This is a genomic window from Xanthomonas sp. D-36-1, assembly GCF_017746155.1.
Lineage (GTDB): Bacteria > Pseudomonadota > Gammaproteobacteria > Xanthomonadales > Xanthomonadaceae > Xanthomonas > Xanthomonas cissicola.
Genome location: NZ_JAGHWR010000084.1, coordinates 1 through 16,642 on the forward strand (window position 1 = coordinate 1; position 16,642 = coordinate 16,642).

The following is a 16,642-nucleotide window of genomic DNA, read 5'->3' on the forward strand; positions in this document are numbered from 1 at the left end:
GATCAGACCTTCCCTAAGCGTATGGCCGCACGCGCCACCGATCTGTCCGTCGCCGCGGGCGTCGCCATCGTCGAGCGCAGCGACTGCGATCCTGAGGCATTGCCGCTGTCCGCACTTTGCGAGGCCGCCGAACCGGTGGTGCTGCGCGGCGTTGCGCGCAGCTGGTCGCTGGTGCAGGCCGGGCTGCGCAGCGCCGATAAAGCCATGGCGCTGTTGCGTGCGCACGATACCGGCCGCCCCCTGCAGTATTCGTATGGCGCCCCGGAGATCGGCAGCCGCCCGTTCTATCGCGACGATTGCAGCGTGCTCAACTTCCAGGTGCAGCGCGGCAGCGTAAGCACCTTGCTGGATGCCATCGCGGCGCATCGTGACGACCCGCAGCCGCCCACTTATTACCTGGCCTCGTTGCCGGTGGACGCCAATCTGCCGGGGCTGCGCGCGCACAACGATCTGGATGTCGCCGCCAACGGTGGCCACGTGCAGCCCAGCATCTGGATCGGCAACCGGGTGATCGCTTCATGCCACTACGATGCGCTGGATAACCTGGCGTGCTGTGCGGTCGGGCAACGGCGCTTTACGCTGTTTCCGCCAGAGCAGGTCGCCAATCTGTATCCGGGTCCGCTCGATCCCACGCCGGGCGGGCAGGTGGTGAGCATGGTCGATTTCGCCCATCCGGACCTGCAACGCTTTCCGCGTTTTGCCGATGCCTTGCCGCATGCGCGCAGCGTGGTGCTGGAGCCGGGCGATGCGTTGTTCATTCCGAGCATGTGGTGGCACCACGTCCAATCGCTGCAGCCGTTCAACGTGCTGATCAATTACTGGTGGAGCAGTGCGCCAGCGCACCTGCCTGCCGCGATGCCGGCGCTGTATCACGCGCTGTGGGCGATTCGCGACCGCCCCACAGCGGAGAAACAGGCATGGCGCGCGTTGTTCGATTATTACGTGTTCGGCCCTGCCGAGCAGGCCGGCGAACATCTGCCCGAAACGGCGCGTCATGCGCTCGGCCCGATCGACCCCATGCTGTCGCGGCAGCTGCGCGCCATGCTGATCGGCAAGTTGAACCGCTGATGTGCGGCATCGCCCTCAACCCATTTCAGAGGAGTGCGCAGTGACTCAGGCTCAGATTCGCAAGGTGGTGATCGCCGGTGGTGGAACGGCCGGCTGGATCGCTGCCTGTGCGCTTTCGCATCAATTCCGCAATTTGCTGGACATCACCCTGGTCGAGTCCGAGCAGATTGGCACCGTCGGTGTGGGCGAATCCACGGTGCCGCCCATTCGCACCTTCCACCGGTTCCTGCAGATCGACGAGCAGGAATTCCTGCGTGCGGTGGCGGGTACCTTCAAGCTATCGATCTCGTTCGAGCATTGGCGCCGCCAGGGCGAGCGCTACATCCATCCATTCGGCATCACCGGCCAGAGCACCCTGGTGTGCGCGTTTCACCATCTGTGGCTGGAAAGCCAGCGCCGCGGCATGCCGGGCAGCTTCGGCGATTACTGCCTGGAAACGGTGGCCTCGCGCGTGGACCGCTTTGCGCTGCACGGCGAGCCGGCAGTCAATTACGCCTATCACCTGGATGCGGCGCTGTATGCCAGGTTCCTGCGTGCGCGCAGCGAGGCCTGCGGCGTCAAGCGTGTCGAAGGCAGGATTCAGCAGGTGACCGTGCAGCCGCACAGCGGCGATGTCGCCAGCCTGGTGCTGGAAGACGGGCAAACGATCGAAGGCGATTTGTTCATCGATTGCAGCGGCTTCCGGGGTCTGCTGATCGAACAGACGCTGCACACCGGCTACGAAGACTGGAGCCATTGGCTGCCGTGCGACCGTGCGGTGGCGGTGCAGACCGAAGCCCTCGGCCCACCGGTTCCCTACACCCGCGCCATCGCGCACGAAGCCGGCTGGCGGTGGCATATTCCGTTGCAGCACCGGGTCGGCAACGGCCTGGTGTTTTCGAGCAAGCACCTGTCCGATGACGAAGCGCACGCCAAGCTGCTGCGCGATGTGGCTGCGCCTGCCGTCAAGGAGCCGTGGATGGTGCCGTTCCGCACCGGCCGCCGGCTCAAGGCCTGGAACAAGAATGTGGTTTCGCTCGGTCTGGCCAGCGGCTTCATCGAGCCGCTGGAATCGACCAGCATCCATCTCACCATTTCTGCGGTGGTGCGGCTGCTGGCGCTGTTTCCGGCCGCAGGTATTGCGCCTTCGCAGGTGCAGCTGTTCAACGACGTCAGCCGCGCTGAAATGGAGCACGTGCGCGACTTCGTCATCTTGCACTACCACGCCACCCAGCGCGAGGAACCGTTATGGCAGCAATGCCGGCAGATGGAACTGCCCGAATCGCTCGCGCTGCGCCTGCGTGCCTGGCGCGAACGCGCGCACGCCTGGCAGGGCGCCGATGAATTGTTTCGCGTCGATTCCTGGACCCACGTGCTGATGGGGCAGGGCATTGCGCCCGAGCAGCATCACCCGCTGACGCGCGCGTTTTCCGACCACGACCTGCGTCGCCTGCTCGACGGTATCGCCCAACCGATCCAGCACGCCGTGCAGCAGATGCCCTCGCAGCAGGACTTCATCGAACGCTACTGCAAGGCCGGCGAACAGGTGTGGGGAATGCGCAGCCCGGTGCCTGCCTAGCGCGTGTTATGCGCTTTGAGATGGAATGCAACCCTCCGGGAAGCGCCCTGTGGCGCGCCGATACCGCGCTGCGCGTCTTGCCCAGGCGGCCAGCCTGGGCTGCAGCGCACGCCTTGTCGCGACGCGGCACAGGACGCTTCGCACCCACCCCAAAGGACATAACCCGCGCTAGGGCCGGCATTGGATCGCTGCGGACGGGCGGGCGCAGTGCGCGCCCGCGCTACAGCCGCATCAGATCCTTGCCCACCACGATCGGCCCGGCGTAATGCTTGCGCGCGCCTTCGCTCCACATCGCATCGGTGATGGACGCATCGCCACCGGGGACGAAGTGATTGAGCACGAGCATCTTCGCGTTGGCCGCCGTCGCAATCATGCCGACCTCTTCGCTGGTGGAGTGGCTCTTGAGCAGATGGTCGAGCAATGTCGGCGCGTTGTCGTTGGTTTTCAGCATCGTTTGCAGCGCCGGTAGATACATCACTTCGTGCACCAGCACGTCGGTGTTCTTTGCGAACTCGGCCAGCGCGGGCAGGTAGCGCGTATCGCCGGAGAACACAACGCTGCGGTCGGGCGCCTCGAACCGGTAGGCAAAGGCCGGTTTGAGGGTGTAATGGTCCACCAAGGTGGCGGTGACGGTGACCTGATCGTTCTTCAGGACGGTGCCGGGCTGGTCGAACTCATGCACGTGGATGAGCGCTTCGAACGGCGGACGGCCTTCCTCACGGATGCGTGCCTGGATGTCGATGGCATTCATCGCGACAAACGCCTCCACCATCCTCGCGATGCCGGGTGGGCCATACAGATGCACCGGCGTCTGCAGGCCACTGGCCCAGGCCAGCCACACCACGTTGAGCAAATCGGCATTGTGGTCGGAATGGTGGTGGGTCAGAAAGATATCGCGCAGCATGGGCAGCCGAATGCCAGCCTTGGCCAGTTGCTGCGCCACGCCGTTGCCGCAATCGACCAGATACGGTTGCCCGTCGATGACCAAGGCATTGGCGGCCGCCGCCCGCAATGGCGAGGGTGTCCACCCTTGGTGCCCAGCAGCACCAGCACGCTGCCCTTGGTCGGAAAGGGTGCAGGCGGCGCGGGGCCGGGCTGGGGGGATGTTTGTCGTGCCGGGGCACGCGCAGCGGCGCCGAGCTGCCCCACCGCGGTCAGCGCACTCGCAGCGAATGCAGTGCGTAGCAGCGTGCGACGGGAGCGGGAGGGATGAGATGCGGTCATTGCGGCTCGTGTCGATGTGCGTGGGTCGAGTGTCGATGCAATTGTGCGTGTTGTATACACAATACGGCAGGCGTCGCTGGCAGCGATCCGAAACAGCGGCCCAGGCGCTGTTTTTTCCCTGCTCCTGCTGCAAAGCTCAGAATTCGCGCGCAATGAATTGATTCAAGGCCGGCGAACGATAGAACGCCATGCATTGGGCGAAGATGCGATTGAAGCGGCCACGGCGCGCTTGGTCCTTCATCGGGACTTCGCGCTTGTCCAACCCCCCCGTGTTGGCGTCGACAAAACGCTGCAGGCGGTCGGTTGCGCCGGCCTTGGCGTTGTCCATCGCATAGGTGGTCAGCAGATACGAGCGGTCGCGTAGCTGATCGGGTGCGTACTTGCCGCTACGGGTGTAGTTGTCATCCAGGCACCGCTGCAGCGCGTAAGCCTTGATGTCCTCGCGATCGGCCGGCTTGCCGGCCGCCAGGGCAGGGGTTTGCAGCGCCAACGCAGCAAGGGTGATAACCAACAGTGGGGTATGTATGCGAACCATGGGCGGCCGTTGTGCAGGAAAAGACCCGATCAGTCTGCATCATTGCGCCGCTCGCCGCCGGTAGCGCAGCGTTGGTGCAGCCGAAGCCAATCAGGCATTGCCCGATTTGCCGAAGTGAGTCTTGTACACGCGCCGTGGCGGCAACGCACCGACGAGCTTGTTGAGCGAGGCTCAAAATAAGCAGCTGTGGAGCGATGCCTCGCGCGAGCGCACCACGCCATTGCCATGGGTACGTGGCAAGAAGATGGTGGTGTCATTCGAAAGGCGTGCGGACATTGCAGCGTAAGGCTCAGCGCATGCACCCATCGCTGAGCCGAAGACGCCTGGCCCGGCAAACGGATTGCCGGACGAAGCGCGATCAAGCGTGGCAGGCGCAACATCGCCTGCGACGCGGCTTGGCCGCTTACTGGCCGAAGTAGGTGGAAATGGTGGAATACACGTCCGAGAAGCGCGAGTAGTAATCCGGATCGGTCTGCGCGCTGCAGAACGAATAACCGCCATACAGGCCGCCACGCAGCTGGTAGGCGCCACCGCTGGCGACGGTGAACAGGCCCGAGCCGGATGAGCCGCCTTCGGTCACGCCGTCGCTCCACACCACCCGATAGAGCGGGCTCTTGCCATCGATGGAGCTGTTCAATGCATTGACCGCACCCAGCGAATACTTCTTGACGTCGCCTGATGGGTGGTGGATGCCGACAATCGAGGTGCCGGTGGAACCGATCGCCGCGCTATTCCACGCTGCATAGAACGCGCCGCTTGGCGGTGCGGTCTTCAGCTCCAGCAATGCGGTGTCGCGCGTGGTGTTGGCATGCCGGAGGTACGCGCCACCGGTCAACGTGGTGGCCTGCGAACTGGCGGTGTTGCCGTTGCAGGTGGCGGCATCGTAGAACCAATAGGTTTGCAGCGTATTGGCCACGGTCTGCGTGCTGATGCAATGCGCCGCAGTCCAGAACAGATTGCGCTTGGGCGAATTAGTGTTGTTGAGCAGCGTGCCGGTGCACAGGAACGAGCCCTGGCTGGTGGTGAACACCATACGTGCGACGGCCTTTGCGGCGCTGGTAAAGCCGGCGGTGGGGTTGGCACGGCAGACGATGTCGTTCTGGCAGGAATCGCTCTCGCCGATGGCAATGGTCATCATGTCGCGCGGGCTGGCAGTGGGGCTGATGTCCAGATGCGACAGCTGCGGGATGCTGAGGCTGAAGTTCTCCGGATACAGCCCGGCCGGCAGCGACAGTTCGACCAGCAGATTCTCGCCGCTCACCGTCGGCGACCACCCGATGTCGTTGCCGCTGGCAGCGAAGCTGGCACCGGATTGCTCGAAGACGCGTCCATCGTCGCCGGCAAAACGCAGCGTCGTCTTGGACGGGTCGCCAGGCGTTGCACCGGCGCCACGCAGTATCAGCGATGCACGCAACGCTGCCGCCTGTGCGGAGCTGACTTTCAGGCTGGCCACGCGCGAGCCATCGGGAGCCATCTGCCAATCGAGCTTGGAGAGGTTCACCGTCGGCTGTGCGACTGCACGCGAAAAACCGATCTGCAGCGGTTGCCCGTGCTTGACCTGCGCAATGCGGCGCTCACGCACACGGCCGATCTCGGTGCTGGTCGGCGCGGTGAGTTGCACCACGCGCGTGGGCAGAACGCCGCCGCGTAAACTTGTCGATTGCAACGTTGCCGCACCAAGCTTGGCCGCCTGCGGCGCGGTGGTGACCGGCGCTGCATCCATCTCGGTCGGTGGAGCGGCCGCTGCGGTGCCGGAAATAGCGGAAAACAACGCCAGATACATCGCGTTCTTGCGATTCATGGGTAGTCCTTCTCGTAAGGGAGCGTCAGGCTGCAGCGGGGGCTGCAACAAGCGGGCGCCATCGTTGGCGCCGAACGAGCCTAGCGAAAGTTCAAAGATGAATATATGCTGAAAATCTCTTTCGGGAATGAAAATTCGTTATCAATACAATGACCGCACGAGTCTGCCAATCATCGGGCCGTCGTGTCGTTGGCCCGAACGGCACGTAGCTCCCGGGGCGGCCATGTTGTTTGTAGTCAGCAGGTGCAAGCCCTGCATCCGGCTGCGCAGTGCCAGCTTGGTGTCTTCAGGCATCGTGCCAGCGATCGGGCTGGTCTGGTGGCGGCACGTGCTGTATTGGCAGGAGATGGCACCAACGCGCGTGAAGCGCGAGCGCACTCGTCCACCCCGGCAAGGGCAGCCAATGCCTGCGGCCATTGCCATTGCAGAGGGCGCGATAGCACCTGACCTCGGTGCCTCTCCAAGCTGGCCGGTAACTTGGAGACCGGCGCGATTCCATGTTGGAACCTTGCTGTGTCCGATACGGCTCTGCAAACGGCCTCAGCCAAAATCCACGTCATAGTCCTGGTCGTGATCAGCGCTCCTAGGGTCTGGGGATACATCGCCCCGGCCTGGAGGGATGCTCAGCGATGGTGGAGCCAGTGGACCCTTCGTTCGTTTTCACGGCGGTGGACGACATCTCTGGCTGCTTGCCAGACGGGGGAGATAACCAGAATCTCTGCGCACTCACTTGGAACATGTCGCATGCGATCTACTTCAACTTCTTTTCCAAGTCTGCGGCACGCGCAATCGCGCGAGAGCGACAGCGGCGTGCCTGTCTCCGCTACCGCTTTCCCCTGGCACGTGCGCGACAGCGCCAGTGCGTTTCCCGGTCTCAGTGCTGCGCCGGTCAAACGCATACGCAAAGTGACCCAATCAATCACGGCAGATGCGTCGCGGTCGTCTGGCATGCGCCTGCCGCAGGTAGATACCCATGCATGCGATCTCGTCAGCGCGATTGCCCAAGTGGATCGTGCATCGGCGCAGCCACACGGACAGGATCCGCAATGGGAAATGCGCTGCCGCACTGTACTCGAAAGCATGCGCGCATGCGCAGGCGAATCTTACAAGGGCGATCCGGCGACGGTGGCTGACATCGAGGGGTTGCATCTCAATGTGCCGATGTCCACGCGGCGGTTGAAACTATGGGAGCGAGAGACCGACGACGTGATTGTCGTGGTGCTGGGTTTTTCCGGCACATGCCTGGAGGCGACGGACGATCTGTTATGCGACATGAAAAGCCAGATCGCCCAGGCGCACGTCAACGTGTTCGACGAGCGCCTTCCGACATTGGGCAAGGTCGGCGCAGGCTGGCAGGAATGGTGGCAGTCCGAAGCTCAGTTGCCGCGTGCCGACGGAACCGTCATGAAGGACGTGCTGAAACGCTACGCGAATCGCGCGCGGGAGAGCGGCAAGGCGTTGTCGATGTCGTTGACGGGACACAGTCTGGGCGCGGCAGCGGCCACGGTCGCCGGCTTCGACATCACGCACTTTCTGCGCGCGGCCGGAGCCCCTGGCAAGATCAGCATATATTCATTCAATCCGCCGCGGCTCGGGCCAGCGGGCGCCGACAAATACTATATGCAAAGCTTAAGAACCAAATGCAGCGAACTGCGATTCACCCTGCGCCAGTTTGCGCGCGCTTTGGATCCGATCCAGTCGGTGCCCTTTTTCATGCATCACCCGCACTGGGATCACACCAGGGCTGCCGATGAGCGCGTCGGCAGCACCTGCGGTGATGGCTCCGCTCAGTTCATCACCGTGACGGACGACCCGGCGAGCACTGTCAACCTGGCGGACAATCACGAATTGGCGTTGTGGCGACCTTATTTCCTGTCCAAGATCGAGCCGGTCGATCTGCAGCGCATCTTTTCTCCCATGGCAGTGCCACAAGGGACATCCGGAGACCGGCGTCTTTCCCGCAGGCAATTGTTCACTTCGTTGCTGCCGTATCGCGAGCCGCCGGCCAATAGCCGGCCGGATTAAATGGCCGGCAATCAATTGCGAATAAATTTTCTAAGCCAAGATGGATTTTCTAAAGTGTGATTAATTCGAAATCCTGGCCATGAGATCGCTCGCTGCACGTTAAATCGGCGCCAGGCACTGCTTGGACTGCAACATGCCCGTGGCAAGTCGTGGCAGCATCTCGCGAAAACGGATCGATGGTTGAGCGATCGTCCGTTTCTGCAAGTAGGGCCCTGCGTATCTGCATTGATGGCGTGATGCGCCACGCTGATGACGTGTTTGAGATTCCCCAGCACGATAATGACCCGTCGCGCACCGCAGCACCGGTGGGCCAGGAGTAAGCCGGCACAACAGACGGTGCTGCAGTCGCGGCTATTCCAGCGCGTCGCTGGCGCGGAATTCGGTGGAGCGTCCGCTGAGTTTCAAAAACGCCAGTACCGTCAGCCCCACCGCCATCCACGCAGCGCCGCCCAGTTGTGCATGCAGATCGGCATTGAGCAGCACGTAAGCCAGGATGAGGATCCCGATCAAGGGCACCACTCCATGCAGCACACGCCGGCCCTGGGTGCGGAAGTGCCACAGCACTGCGATATGCAGCAGCACAAAGGCGGTCAGTGCGCCGACGTTGCACACCGACGACAGCAGCGCGATCTGCCCGACGAAGACTTCGCCCAGTACCAGACTCAGGCCCGCCACCAGCAGGATCGCGCGCTGCGGCACGCCGGTGCGCGGGTGGATGTGGCGCAGAAAGCCCGGCAACTGCCGGTCGCGCGCCATGGCGAACAACAGCCGCGACGTGGCCGCCTGTGCAACCAATGAATTGGCGATTGCCGCGCTGATCGCCACCGTGAGCGCAATGACGATCTGCAGCCATGGCCCGGCGATCAATCGCCCGATCTCGAAGAACGCATCGTTGGATGCCTGCGCGCTTGGGTAGCGCTGCAGGGTGGGCTGCAGCAGTGCCGCCAGCCAGGTTTGCAAGACGAACAGCCCTGCCACGATCAGCAATGCCAGCAAGGTCGCACGCCCCACCACACGGTTGCCGCCGCGCGCTTCCTCGGACATGGTGGAGATCGCATCGAAGCCCAGGAACGACACCACCGCCACCGACAACGCGCTGAAGATCAACTGCGGAGAAAACGCTTGTGGGTTATACAGCGGGCGCCAGCTCCAGTGCGCCCCATTGACGCCGCGCTGGATCGCCAGCGTCGCCAGCACCACGAACACCGCCAGTACCAGCAACTGCGCAAGCAGGAAAAAGCGATTGGCGCGTGCGGTGGTTTCGATGCCACGCAGGTTCACCACCGTGTTGAGCACCACGAAGAACGCTATCCACGCCGGCTGCGGTACCGCCGGCAACACGGTCTGCATCGCATTGGCGCCGACCACATACAGCAGGGTCGGCACCAGCAGGTAGTCGAGCAGAATCGCCCAGCCCGCCAGAAAGCCCATGCCGCTGCTCAGCCCGCGCCCGACATAGGCATACACCGAGCCCGCCACCGGAAATGCCTGCGACATCTGCTGGTAGCTCAGTGCGGTGAACAGCATTGCCACGAAGCCGACCAGGTAGGTCAACGGCACCATCCCGGCACTGATGTCGAAGACGCCGCCGAAGATCGAGAACGGCGCCGTGGGCACCATGCACACCAGCCCGTAAATCAACAGATCCTTGAGCGTGAGCTGCCGCTTGAGCTCCTGTGCGTAGCCGAAGCGTTCCAGCGTGGCCGCATCGTCGCGGCGCGGTGTGTCGATCATGCAGGTGTCCGCTAATAAGGAAGGCCGGCACGCAGCGCAAGCGCCTGGACGACCTGAACGCCCGATCCATGCTGCCGCCAGATGACAGGCATTGTGACGATAATGTGGCCGGCAAGCCCATCCATTGGCAAAAGTGCTAGGTTTTCCATGCTGGATGTCATTTGCTGGCAACCACCGGTACCGAAGGATCACCATGTTCGACACTCTGGCCAGCCTGGGCCGCGATCTGCAGGCGTTGCAGACGCTCGATAGCTGCCTGGATCGGGTGTTCCGCGATGTCTGTGCGCTCGGTTTCCAGTCGCTGGTTTACGACTACGCGCCGGTGCCCCTGAGTCTGGAGGGGGCGCTGATCACGCCAACGGTGTTCATGCAGCGCAATGCGCCGGGCGATATGCAGCATGTGTGGTGCGAGCACGGGTACTACCAACATGACCCTGTTCAGCAGCGTGCAACGCGGCGTACCACGCCGTTCGTATGGTCGTACCGCACCGACGGCAGTTGCCCGGGTGTGGAATATGTGGGCGGTCAGCACCGGCAAGTGACCCGTTATCTATGCGATAGCGGCATGGGCACCGGTGTCACCGTGCCGCTGCATTTGCCTGGTGGCGCATTCGCCACCTTCAGCGGCGCAATCGATGCCGCGGCTGCACAAGCGCCGCGTTTGGCCGAAGCGCAGTTGCTGCCCTTCCTGTTGCTGGCGCACGCCTTCCAGGCGCGTGCGCAGGAATTGCTGGATCCGCAGGAACGCCGCTGCCACCACATCGCGCTGACCCGTCGCGAGCGCGAATGCCTGCAGTATTCGGCCAAAGGCCTGACGTCCAAGCGGATCGCCGCGGCACTTAACCGTTCAACCGCCACGGTGAACCTGCATCTGAATTCAGCCGCCCGCAAGCTGGGTGCACGTAACCGCGTGGAAGCCGTGGTGCGTGGGATGCACTATCGGTTGCTGGAGCCATAAGTATTCTTCGAGCGTGCCTGCGTCGCTGCGGTACGCGCGGCTTCGCAGGTTCCGCAGTGGCAGAACGCATATGCAATGCCAGCATCGCTGGCGCGACCCACCCGTGTTCGAAACGCTGATCTGTTCTTGGACCGAATGGAGTCCAGTGGCGCTCACAGATGTGATAGATGCGGTGATTCGAAGCCGGCATTTCGATCCAAAAGCGGTGCTGAGTCGCGCGATCGCGGTGGCAGCCGGCGACGCGACGCGTTCGATCGAACCGGCTGTCGGCCAGCACCAACCGCGCATCCGGGCGCGCCCAAACCTGTGAAATTTGCCAGTTAACGCCGCTCGGCGCGCTCGCTAGGCTCGGATTTCATCATTGCCGTAGGCAGGCGCAGGTCATGCAGTGCACCGAGGGTTACGTCGAATTCCGCGGCTACCGCACCTGGTACCGCATTACCGGCGACCTGTGCGCGGATGCCTGCCCGCTACTGGTGCTGCACGGCGGCCCCGGGTGCACGCACGACTACGTGGACAGCTTCAAGGACCTGGCGGCCAACGGCCGCGCGGTGATCCACTACGACCAGCTGGGCAACGGCAACTCCACCCATCTGCGCAATGCCGAGCCAGGCTTCTGGACAGTGGGGCTGTTCCTGGACGAGCTGCAGACGCTGATCGCGCATCTGGGGCTGTCGCAATACGCGTTGCTGGGCCAGTCCTGGGGCGGAATGCTGGCAGCCGAACATGCAGTGCGCCGTCCGGCCGGCCTGCGGGCGCTGGTGATCGCCAATTCGCCCGCCTCGATGGGGTTGTGGCGCGCTGCTGCGCTGCGCCTGCGCGCGCGCCTGCCCGAGGACATCCAGGCCGCACTGGACGAGCACGAAGCCGCCGGTACGCTGGATCATCCGGCCTACCGCGCCGCCAGTCAGGTGTTCTACGCGCAGCACGTGTGTCGCGTGCTGCCATGGCCTGCCGAGGTCGCGCGTACGTTTGCCGCCATCGACGCCGATCCAACCGTGTATCACGCCATGAACGGCCCGACCGAATTCCACGTGGTGGGCAGCCTGCGCAACTGGAGCATCATCGAGCGCCTGCACCGCATCACCGCACCCACGCTGGTGCTCTCTGGCAAGTACGATGAAGCCACGCCGGAAACCGTCGAACCCTATGCGCGGTTGATTCCGGATGCGCGCTGGCACGTATTCCCCAACTCCAGCCACATGCCGCACGTGGAAGAGCGCGTGGCGTGCATGCGCCTGGTCGGCAATTTCCTGGACGATCAGACACCGTGGCCCGGTGGCCAAATGTTGCGCTCGTCAGCACTGGCCAATCGCGCTGTTTGAGCGTGCAATGCGCGCGTGCGATGGCCAGTGCGCCGATCGACGGCACCGCGTTTAGCTGTCTGCCTGATGCGGTGATGTGGCGATGGGCGGACACCATCAATCCTTGCCTGCGATAGATGCCCTGCAGCGTCGTATGCCTGCGTCGAGGCAAGCGCGGCGCTGCGTGCGTTCCGCGCATCTGTGTCGATGGAGGTTCGAGCACGGTCGCAGGCCCGCGTCAATCTGCCGGCCCATGTTGATGCGCCGGCGTCGCAGTGCACACACCGCAGCGTGGGAGGCATCGCAGGCTACTGGCGGGCAGGCGCGTAAGCGCTCTGATGCGCTGCGACGGCGCTCGCGCGCGGCAGCTTGCGTCCGCATGTTCGTGCCGATGTAGAGGCAAATGCTGCATTGCATGACTGCAATGCGGTGGGCCAGCTGCGATCGACAGGCGCGCTGATCGCGTCCATGCCTGTCGCCGCGATCGGCATGTCGATCGTGACGGTTACAGGCGCGATTGCTCTGCGCGTTCGAGCACGTGCGCATCGCCGGCATCTGCAGGCACAGGGCACCTACTTGCGTCGACCAATACAGGGCTAATCGCACCGCAATGGCGTGTCCTGTCCTGGCTGTCCTTCGCTGTCCCTTTTGCATGTCTCGGAAAGAGAACACCGCGGTGTGTCTAAGTTTCGAAGATGAATAATTGTTTTATGTTTTAAATCGCGTGAAGAATGCAGCCCCCCACGCATCGCATTGCTGTTGTCGTCGCCACTGCGCAGACGGCCTGCATTGCTTGTCGACTTCTTTGGGAGAGGCTACATGATCATCAAGACGCTCCAGGGCGCACTCACGCTTGCACTGTCCGCTTGCGCCGCGGGCGCGATCGCCGGCCCGGTCGGCTACGGCGCGGCCACCACCGGCGGCGGCAACAAGACACCGGTCAACGTGGCGACGTTCGAAGCGGTGCAGGCCGCCATCGACAACTATTCCGGTAGCGGTGGGCTGGTGCTCAACTACACCGGCCAGTTCGACTTCAGCGCCATCAAGGACGTGTGCGCGCAATGGAAGCTGCCGGCCAAGACAGTGCAGATCAAGAACAAGAGCGATATCACGATCAAGGGCGCCAATGGCTCGTCGGCGAACTTCGGCGTGCGGGTGGTGGGCGATGCGCACAACGTGATCATCCAGAACATGACCATCGGTTTGCTGCAAGGCGGTGAAGATGCCGATTCGATTTCGCTGGAAGGCAACTCCAGCGGCGAGCCGTCCAAGATCTGGATCGACCACAACACCATCTTCGCCTCGCTCACCAAGTGTTCCGGTGCGGGCGATGCCTCCTTCGATGGCGGCATCGACATGAAGAAGGGCGTGCACCATGTCACCGTGTCCTACAACTATGTCTACAACTATCAAAAGGTCGCGCTCAATGGCTACAGCGACAGCGACACCAAGAACTCGGCTGCACGCACCACGTATCACCACAACCGCTTCGAGAACGTGGAATCGCGCTTGCCATTGCAGCGGCGCGGCTTGAGCCACATCTACAACAACTACTTCAACAATGTGTTCACCTCAGGCATCAACGTGCGCATGGGTGGGGTGGCGAAGATCGAGTCGAACTACTTCGAGAACATCAAGAACCCGGTGACCTCGCGCGACAGCAGCGAGATCGGCTACTGGGACCTGATCAACAACTACGTTGGCAGCGGCATCACCTGGAGCACGCCGGACGGCAGCAAGCCCTACGCCAATGCCACCAACTGGGTGAGCTCCAAGGTGTTCCCAGAGTCGCTGGGCTACATCTACACCGTGACACCGGCGGCACAGGTCAAGGCCAAGGTGATCGCCACGGCGGGTGCGGGCAAGAACCTGGCGGAGTGACCGGGCGCGCGCGGAGTAGCGAATGAGCGATAGTCAGCACTGGTCAGGTGGACGTGGAGGGCACACAGGAAGCGCAGCGCTCTGGTCGACAGGACGATTCCGACGGGTGGCCGTCCATCTGAAGCTGCACGGATGGTCGCCCGTTGCTCTTGGCGGCATCAAGGCACATCTCCGGATTGTTCGGCGATGTGCCTTGCCCGTTTCTTGAAGACGAAAGGTCATGCGCGCGCTGTACGGGCCGACAGTCGGCAGCGCGCGCCGGCAGGTTGCCGGGCGTTGTCTGTTGCAAACCCGAGCGCAAGGGCGCGATCGTGCGGCATCGCCACTCCTTCCCCGGGCTGGCGTCAAGAGGCGCGGCAGGCGCTGCGACGCGGTATCGTGTCGCGATTCCATCCATGCAAGCCTGTCCATGCCGCTTTCGACCGATTCCGTTGCTGAGACCGCTGCGCCCGCCGCGCCTGCATTGCGCCATGCGCTGAAACCGCGGCAATTGATGATGATGGGCCTGGGCACGGCGATCGGCGCCGGGCTGTTTCTGGGCTCCGGCGTGGGCATTCACGCGGCCGGACCGGCGGTGCTGATCTCGTATCTGATCGCCGGGGCGTTGGTCATCATTGTGATGAATGCGCTGGGCGAGATGGCCGCCGCCAAGCCGGCCAGCGGGGCATTCTCGGTGTACGCCGCCGATGCGATGGGCCCGACGGCCGGCGCTACCGTGGGCTGGCTGTGGTGGTTTCAGATCGTGGTGGTGATTGCGGCCGAAGCGGTAGGCGCAGCCGGGCTGCTGGCCACGGTCTGGCCGGCGTTGCCGGTGCCATTGCTCTCGTTGCTGTTCATGGCCACGTTCACTGCGATCAATCTGCTCGGCGTGCGCAGCTTTGGCGAGTTCGAATTCTGGTTCGCCATCCTGAAAGTGCTGGCGATCGTGGTGTTCCTGCTGATCGGCGTGGCGTTGCTGGCGGGCTGGTTGCCTGGGGCGGCGTCGCCCGGGCTGTCCAATTTCACCCAGAACGGCGGCTTTGCGCCAAAGGGCCTGGCCGGTATCGGCTCGGCGTTGCTGGTGGTGGTGTTTGCCTTCGGCGGCACCGAAATCGTCGCGGTGGCCGCAGCGGAAACCGCCGACCCGGGACGCAGCCTGGCGCGCACCATCCGCACCGTGGCCTGGCGCATCCTGGTGTTCTACATCGGGTCGATCAGCGTGATCGTGGCGGTGGTGCCGTGGACCAGCGCCGCACTCAGCTCGCCGTTTGCGGCCGTGCTGGAGGTCGCACGCATTCCCGGTGCCGCCACAGCGATCACCCTGGTGGCGGTGGTCGCACTGCTGTCGGCGCTCAACGCCAATCTGTACGGCGCTTCGCGGATGATCTTCTCGCTGGCCCAGCGCGGCGAAGCGCCACGGTTGCTGGCCAGGACCAGCGGCGAGCAGGTGCCGCTGGTGGCGGTGATCGCCAGCGTGTTGTTCGGCTTCGCCGCCGCAGCGTTGGAGTTGTTGTATCCGAACAAGGTGTTGCCAATGCTGCTCAACATCGTCGGTGCCACCTGCCTGCTGGTGTGGACGATCTCGCTGGTGTCGCAGCTGATCCTGCGCGCCCGCGCGGACCGTGCCGGCCTTGCGCTGCCGTTCCGCATGCGCGGCTATCCGTTTCTGACCGTGCTGGCGCTGGTCATCCTGGCCGTGATCTTCGTGTTGTTGGCCTCTTCGGCCGATACGCGCGCGCAATTCCTCTCGATGGTCGCGCTGACCGCGGTCATCGCAGCGGTGAGCGAAATCGCGCGACGCGTGCGTGGGCGGATGTGAGGGACTGTGGGCGCGGCTGGGCGCTGATGCGTTGTGTGCGATGACGGATTTGTAAACTGTAACCAGCGGGCAGCGCTCATGACGCGAGCGCAACCGGGAATTGCACCCGTCGTCGGTGGCAACGTTGATGTGTTCCGGTTTTGGCCTGGCCACGGATCACGGCGTCAGCGGAGTGCGTCCGCAATCGCGCACGCGCACTAACCCGCCTGTCCAGGAGCCGCTGCGGGTGCACACCCAGGCTGTGGCCGATCAGCAGGCTCCTCGTCGCGGCATGCTGCGCCGCCGGCATGCGCGGCCGCATCGTCGCCAAAAGCGTCCAGGCCTCGTCGAGCCCTGGTCAGACGACGACGGGTCCAATAACGAAAAACCGCCGCACCGATGCGTTGCGTAAGCGAAACGAGCATTGCGTCAGCAGTCCTGCCTTTTGTGCATTCGCCTTGGGGATCTGATGGTCCAGTTCGGTTATTCTCATCCGAACGCACATGCTCGACCCATCAAGGCGCTCGAAGAATATCGGCCGGATATTCAATGCGGGAACGCGCTTTATGGGTGAGTTCTTCAGACGTCATTGCCGGGGTTCGCCCATGCATGCGGTTTCATCCGACAACCTAAGGAAGGTCTGAACAACGAGACCTGACAGGGCGGAAGGTGGCGTCGTTCCGAAGAGTGGCTTTTGGAACTTCGGAATTTCGCCATTTCTGGCGCTTTCCGCGGGAATTTCCCGGTTCACAGACGCACGCTCCCCATCGCCGGCAG

Annotated in this window: 12 protein-coding genes and 2 pseudogenes; 8 read left to right on the forward strand and 6 right to left on the reverse strand. The window is 63.4% G+C overall.

All coding sequences use genetic code 11. From position 1 onward, the window contains the following. Nucleotides 1–21: 21 nt before the first annotated feature. Together J7367_RS19520 and J7367_RS19525 are read left to right on the forward strand one after the other, a co-directional pair. Nucleotides 22–1,068, forward strand: a complete 1,047-nt coding sequence (locus J7367_RS19520; protein WP_057662774.1) for a cupin-like domain-containing protein — start codon at nucleotides 22–24, stop codon at nucleotides 1,066–1,068. Between the two features lie 40 nt (nucleotides 1,069–1,108). Next, entirely contained in the window at nucleotides 1,109–2,626 is a 1,518-nt protein-coding gene (locus tag J7367_RS19525; protein ID WP_022558816.1) for a tryptophan halogenase family protein, read from the forward strand. Between the two features lie 220 nt (nucleotides 2,627–2,846). Here J7367_RS19525 and J7367_RS19530 read toward each other — a convergent pair. From J7367_RS19530 to J7367_RS22395, 4 genes and pseudogenes are all read right to left on the reverse strand, one after another. Further along, nucleotides 2,847–3,850, reverse strand: a pseudogene (locus J7367_RS19530) (MBL fold metallo-hydrolase). Nucleotides 3,851–3,986: 136 nt separating this feature from the next. Then, a complete protein-coding gene (locus J7367_RS19535; RefSeq protein WP_007970909.1) occupies nucleotides 3,987–4,385 on the reverse strand; it encodes a hypothetical protein in 399 nt (132 codons plus the stop codon). A 403-nt stretch (nucleotides 4,386–4,788) separates the two neighbouring features. Beyond that, nucleotides 4,789–6,186, reverse strand: coding sequence for a trypsin-like peptidase domain-containing protein (locus tag J7367_RS19540; RefSeq protein WP_057662780.1), 1,398 nt, complete (start codon nucleotides 6,184–6,186; stop codon nucleotides 4,789–4,791). A gap of 216 nt (nucleotides 6,187–6,402) precedes the next feature. Continuing rightward, nucleotides 6,403–6,685, reverse strand: a pseudogene (locus J7367_RS22395) (hypothetical protein); the annotation flags it as partial. Nucleotides 6,686–6,756: 71 nt separating this feature from the next. Here J7367_RS22395 and xopAP point away from each other — a divergent pair. Beyond that, the gene (gene xopAP, locus J7367_RS19545; protein WP_343124462.1) at nucleotides 6,757–8,211 is read left to right on the forward strand and encodes a XopAP family type III secretion system effector; all 1,455 of its coding nucleotides are present in this window, start codon (nucleotides 6,757–6,759) and stop codon (nucleotides 8,209–8,211) included. Between the two features lie 351 nt (nucleotides 8,212–8,562). Here xopAP and J7367_RS19550 read toward each other — a convergent pair whose 3' ends face one another. Further along, entirely contained in the window at nucleotides 8,563–9,945 is a 1,383-nt protein-coding gene (locus tag J7367_RS19550; RefSeq protein ID WP_057662784.1) for an APC family permease, read from the reverse strand. 193 nt (nucleotides 9,946–10,138) lie between these two features. On the opposite strand from J7367_RS19550, the gene J7367_RS19555 reads away from it, so the two are divergent. The 5 genes from J7367_RS19555 to J7367_RS19575 all read left to right on the forward strand — a co-directional run bounded on the left by J7367_RS19555 (nucleotide 10,139) and on the right by J7367_RS19575 (nucleotide 15,886). Further along, nucleotides 10,139–10,903, forward strand: coding sequence for a LuxR family transcriptional regulator (locus J7367_RS19555; protein ID WP_007964311.1), 765 nt, complete (start codon nucleotides 10,139–10,141; stop codon nucleotides 10,901–10,903). A 103-nt stretch (nucleotides 10,904–11,006) separates the two neighbouring features. Further along, nucleotides 11,007–11,213 carry a hypothetical protein gene (locus tag J7367_RS19560; protein WP_223842578.1) on the forward strand — a complete coding sequence of 69 codons (207 nt, stop codon included), beginning with the start codon at nucleotides 11,007–11,009 and terminating at the stop codon, nucleotides 11,211–11,213. Between the two features lie 73 nt (nucleotides 11,214–11,286). After that, nucleotides 11,287–12,228 (forward strand): proline iminopeptidase-family hydrolase, encoded by a 942-nt coding sequence (locus J7367_RS19565; protein ID WP_007964313.1) that lies wholly within the window; start codon nucleotides 11,287–11,289, stop codon nucleotides 12,226–12,228. A gap of 798 nt (nucleotides 12,229–13,026) precedes the next feature. Next, nucleotides 13,027–14,088, forward strand: a complete 1,062-nt coding sequence (locus tag J7367_RS19570) for a pectate lyase (RefSeq protein ID WP_057662787.1) — start codon at nucleotides 13,027–13,029, stop codon at nucleotides 14,086–14,088. Between the two features lie 409 nt (nucleotides 14,089–14,497). Next, the gene (locus J7367_RS19575; RefSeq protein ID WP_057662789.1) at nucleotides 14,498–15,886 is read left to right on the forward strand and encodes an amino acid permease; all 1,389 of its coding nucleotides are present in this window, start codon (nucleotides 14,498–14,500) and stop codon (nucleotides 15,884–15,886) included. A gap of 565 nt (nucleotides 15,887–16,451) precedes the next feature. Here the strand turns inward: J7367_RS19575 and J7367_RS19580 are convergent. Further along, the coding region (locus J7367_RS19580; RefSeq protein ID WP_209028974.1) for a hypothetical protein at nucleotides 16,452–16,642 on the reverse strand (191 nt) is incomplete at its 5' end.

Excerpts from the sequence above, each read along its gene's own strand:
- J7367_RS19520 (WP_057662774.1), top strand. The coding sequence starts at position 22 with ATGGCCGCACGCGCCACCGATCTGTCCGTCGCCGCGGGCGTCGCCATC.
- J7367_RS19535 (WP_007970909.1), bottom strand. The coding sequence starts at position 4,385 with ATGGTTCGCATACATACCCCACTGTTGGTTATCACCCTTGCTGCGTTG.
- J7367_RS19540 (WP_057662780.1), bottom strand. The coding sequence starts at position 6,186 with ATGAATCGCAAGAACGCGATGTATCTGGCGTTGTTTTCCGCTATTTCC.
- J7367_RS19550 (WP_057662784.1), bottom strand. The coding sequence starts at position 9,945 with ATGATCGACACACCGCGCCGCGACGATGCGGCCACGCTGGAACGCTTC.
- J7367_RS19555 (WP_007964311.1), top strand. The coding sequence starts at position 10,139 with ATGTTCGACACTCTGGCCAGCCTGGGCCGCGATCTGCAGGCGTTGCAG.
- J7367_RS19565 (WP_007964313.1), top strand. The coding sequence starts at position 11,287 with ATGCAGTGCACCGAGGGTTACGTCGAATTCCGCGGCTACCGCACCTGG.
- J7367_RS19570 (WP_057662787.1), top strand. The coding sequence starts at position 13,027 with ATGATCATCAAGACGCTCCAGGGCGCACTCACGCTTGCACTGTCCGCT.
- J7367_RS19575 (WP_057662789.1), top strand. The coding sequence starts at position 14,498 with ATGCCGCTTTCGACCGATTCCGTTGCTGAGACCGCTGCGCCCGCCGCG.